Origin of the sequence: Edaphobacter sp. (assembly GCF_035763405.1) — a bacterium.
GTDB lineage: Bacteria > Acidobacteriota > Terriglobia > Terriglobales > Acidobacteriaceae > Edaphobacter.
In genome coordinates this window covers 1-3,418 of record NZ_DASUBE010000025.1, presented here as the reverse complement: position 1 = coordinate 3,418, position 3,418 = coordinate 1, and the positions used below count along the sequence as shown (strand labels likewise).

Sequence of the window (3,418 nt, the reverse complement as noted above, 5' to 3'; positions counted from 1 at the left end):
GGAGCATCCCGCGTCGCGTCAAACTCTACCCGAGAGAAGACCTCGCCGCTCTCCCTAAGCCCTAAGCTCTGGGCCCTATGCCCTATCTTCCCTACCAGCGACCGCAGCCTCGCAATGCAAGCCTCGTCATTCGGCTCCTTGAAGTCCACCGTGCCCGAGATCTCCGCGTGCATCGTAGCCCCGCCCAGCTCCTCCGCGCCCGTCTTCTGCCCAATCGCCGCCTGCACCAGCGACGGCCCCGCAAGAAATAGCCCCGACCCCTCCGTCATCAGCACCGTATCGGTCATCACCGGCAGATAAGCTCCGCCCGCTACACACATCCCCATGATCGCCGTAATCTGCGGCACCCCTAGCGAACTCATCACGGCGTTGTTGCGAAAGACGCGCCCAAAGTCGTCCTGATCGGGAAACACGTCCTCCTGCAGCGGCAGAAACACTCCCGCCGAATCCACCAAATACAGCGTAGGAATCCGGTTCTCCAGCGCAATCGTCTGCGCGCGAATCACCTTCTTCGCCGTCATCGGGAAGAACGCGCCCGCCTTCACCGTCGCGTCGTTGGCGATGATCATGCACAGCCGCCCGCACACGCGCCCCAGTCCCGTCACCACGCCCGCCGCCGGAGCGCCGCCATACTCCTCATACATCCCATGCGCCGCCCAAAGCCCCAGCTCCAGAAAATTCGGCAACGCTGTAGAACCGGGCACGGATGCGGGTGCCCCAGGTCTCGATTCTGAGACCTGGGTTTCCAGAGGCTCTGGATCGAGCAACAAAGCCATCCGCTCTCGAACGGTCAGCCGGCCTTTGCCATGTTGCGACTCGGCAGCCTTAGCCCCACCCCCCAGCCGAATCTCATCCTCCTGCTTCCGAATCGCCGCCATCAAAACGCGCAAAGCCTCGCGGTTCGCGCCAAACCGCGCCGCCTTCACATCCACCTTCGACGCCAGCCCATTTCCCAGCTTCAAATCATCCGCCATAACACCCCGCAAAACATGTCAGCATAGCAGGATACAGTGTCATACTGTCGTCAATGAATCTCCGCCCCACCGACGCGCTCCTCGTCATCGACGTCCAGAACGACTTCTGCCCCGCAGCCAACGGCATCGGAGGCGCGCTCGCCGTCCCCGAAGGCGACCAGGTCGTACCCATCATCAACAAACTCGCGCAGAGATTAGAGCACGTCATCCTCACGCAGGACTGGCATCCGCCGCAGCACATCTCCTTCGCCACCACGCATCACCTCCAACCCTACGAGAGCATCGAAGCCCCTTACGGTCCGCAAACCCTCTGGCCCGAACACTGCCTCCAGCACACCGAGGGCGCAGCCCTGCACGCCGCGCTCGAAATCCCCCACGCCGAGCTCATCTTAAGAAAAGGCTTTCGCCGCCACATCGACAGCTACTCAGCCTTCCTCGAAAATGACCACACGACGCCCACTGGCCTGGCAGGTTATTTACGTGAACGCGGACTCAAACGCCTCTTCCTCTGCGGCCTGGCCTACGACTTCTGCGTCCGTTACTCAGCCATCGACGGCCACAACCTCGGCTTCGAGACCATCGTCCTCGAAGACGCAACGCGCGCCGTCAACCTGCCCGGCAGCGTCGACGAGACGAACGCTGCGCTTGCTCAGCATGAAGTCCGCAGATGGAAGGCGGCGGACCTGTGGGCGAAAAAATCCGACCCATCATTCGGAGCGGGTTGAGAATGCCTGCGCGCTCGCTTAGGATGCTTTCATGCTTCGGGGGCGGTGGCGCATCGTTCGGAGTTGTGGTGTGGTGCTCGTGGCGCTGTTTGCCGTGAGCGCTGCGTATGCGCAGGCCGGGGATCCGGTCGGGGTGGCGTTCGAGCAGGGCAGGGCCGCGTTCAAAGCGGGCAAGTACGGCGATGCGATTGCCGACCTGAAGAAGGCGCTCGCAATCGATCCCGACTATACGATGGCCAAACTTTATCTGGGTGCGAGCTATGCCATGCAGGTACAGCCCAACGTGAAGACGCCGGAGAACCTGGCTAATGCCGACGCGGCGCTCGTCGTGCTCAGGCAGATTCCGGAAGAGGACGAAGGCTATCACAACGCGCTGAAGCTGATGTCGCTGGTGTATCGCAATACCGACAGGCTGGACGACGCGCGTGAGATGGAGCTTTCGGCGCTGAAGATTGACCCGGACGACGCGGAAAGCCATTACACCATCGGCGTGATCGACTGGCGGGCTGCAACGCAGTTTGCCGTGTCGGCTCTGGCGGCGGACGGACAGACGGATGACGGCGCGGGCAACGCACACATGAGTGCCGATACATGCAGCAAGATCAAAGAGCACAACACGCAGCTCGTGGAAGATGCCATTACGCATCTGACGCGCGCGCTGGAGCTTCGCGCCCACTACGCGGATGCGATGGGCTATCTGAAGCTGGTCTACCTGCGCCGAGCCGACTTCGACTGCGATGACCCGGGCGCTCGCGCGCAGGACATCGAGCTGGCGAACCGGTGGGGCAAGCAGGCTGACGTAGCGAAGACTGCCGCCGCAACGCACTGAGCGTGCGCGGAGTCATCTCCACCTTACGGCAACTTTGCCGCTTCGGCCTCCGGGTCCCAGTGGTCGCGGCCTGCGAGGAAGTTCCCGGGCAGATACTGTTTTGCTTCGGCTGCGGTGAGTTGGTGCGACCACGGCGCGCGGGCCGCAGGATTCGCACCGGGACCAGTGCTGCCTGATTCCGCGTAGTATGCGGTGGCTTCATTCGCGGCGCGGCCCCAGTTGTTCCAGCCTGCGGGCGCGAGGTCGGCGGGCAGGTCGGTATGGATGTAGACAACGCGCGAGTAGGGTCGCCATGGACGTCCAAGGCCGATCATCCGATGCGCGGAGGCGGTACTCTTTGCGCCAGGCGTCGAGGGACTCATCGGCTCGGTGGCGTCGATGGCGCTGGTGACGCGGCTGTTCAGGATGACGTAGCCGGTCGTCTGGTCTGCTGAGGTGCGCGACTGCGCAGTGATGAAGCCGGGGCCGTTCGAGTTGAGCGTGTCGCGGTCGAAGACGGCGGCGGCGTTGCCGAAGATGTAATCGACGCCGCCTTCGATGTAGCTGTCGACGTAATATTGGCGTCCGTAGTCGGCAAAGAGTGTGTCCTGATGGCTCAGGAAGCGGCAGTGTTTGAAGATGCTGCGATCGGAGCGGTCGGCCACGGCGACAGCCTGGCCGGTGTTGCCGGCGGAGTTCTCGAAGGTGAGGTTGTCTGCCTCGAAGCCCGCGCCGTTGATCTCCACCGTCTCGGTGAAGAAGGTGCCGCCTGCTTGCTTCGCGTTCAGCGAGTTGGTGATGACGGTGTCGGCGGGCGATTTGCCCATGCCGATGAGCGTGATGTTGGGATGGTTCTGCGTGATGATGACGCGCTCGTGATAGGTGCCGGGCGCGATCTCGATGTAGACGCG

Annotated in this window: 4 protein-coding genes; 2 read left to right on the top strand and 2 right to left on the bottom strand. The window is 62.8% G+C overall.

Features of this window, described 5'->3' with window-relative positions; genetic code table 11:
• The coding region (locus VFU66_RS02445) for a carboxyl transferase domain-containing protein (protein ID WP_326444643.1) at positions 1-974 on the bottom strand (974 nt) is incomplete at its 3' end.
• Between the two features lie 53 nt (positions 975-1,027).
• On the opposite strand from VFU66_RS02445, the gene pncA reads away from it, so the two are divergent.
• Positions 1,028-1,699 carry a bifunctional nicotinamidase/pyrazinamidase gene (gene pncA / locus VFU66_RS02440; RefSeq protein WP_326444642.1) on the top strand — a complete coding sequence of 224 codons (672 nt, stop codon included), beginning with the start codon at positions 1,028-1,030 and terminating at the stop codon, positions 1,697-1,699.
• Between the two features lie 31 nt (positions 1,700-1,730).
• Positions 1,731-2,528: a tetratricopeptide repeat protein gene (locus VFU66_RS02435; protein WP_326444641.1), complete on the top strand. Its 798-nt coding sequence runs from the start codon at positions 1,731-1,733 to the stop codon at positions 2,526-2,528.
• A 23-nt stretch (positions 2,529-2,551) separates the two neighbouring features.
• On the opposite strand, the gene VFU66_RS02430 is transcribed toward VFU66_RS02435, so the two are convergent.
• Positions 2,552-3,418, bottom strand: an 867-nt coding sequence (locus VFU66_RS02430; protein ID WP_326444640.1) for a pectinesterase family protein, incomplete at its 5' end; no start/stop codon positions are given.

Coding starts and splice junctions, on each gene's coding strand:
- pncA (WP_326444642.1), top strand. CDS start 1,028: ATGAATCTCCGCCCCACCGACGCGCTCCTCGTCATCGACGTCCAGAAC.
- VFU66_RS02435 (WP_326444641.1), top strand. CDS start 1,731: ATGCTTCGGGGGCGGTGGCGCATCGTTCGGAGTTGTGGTGTGGTGCTC.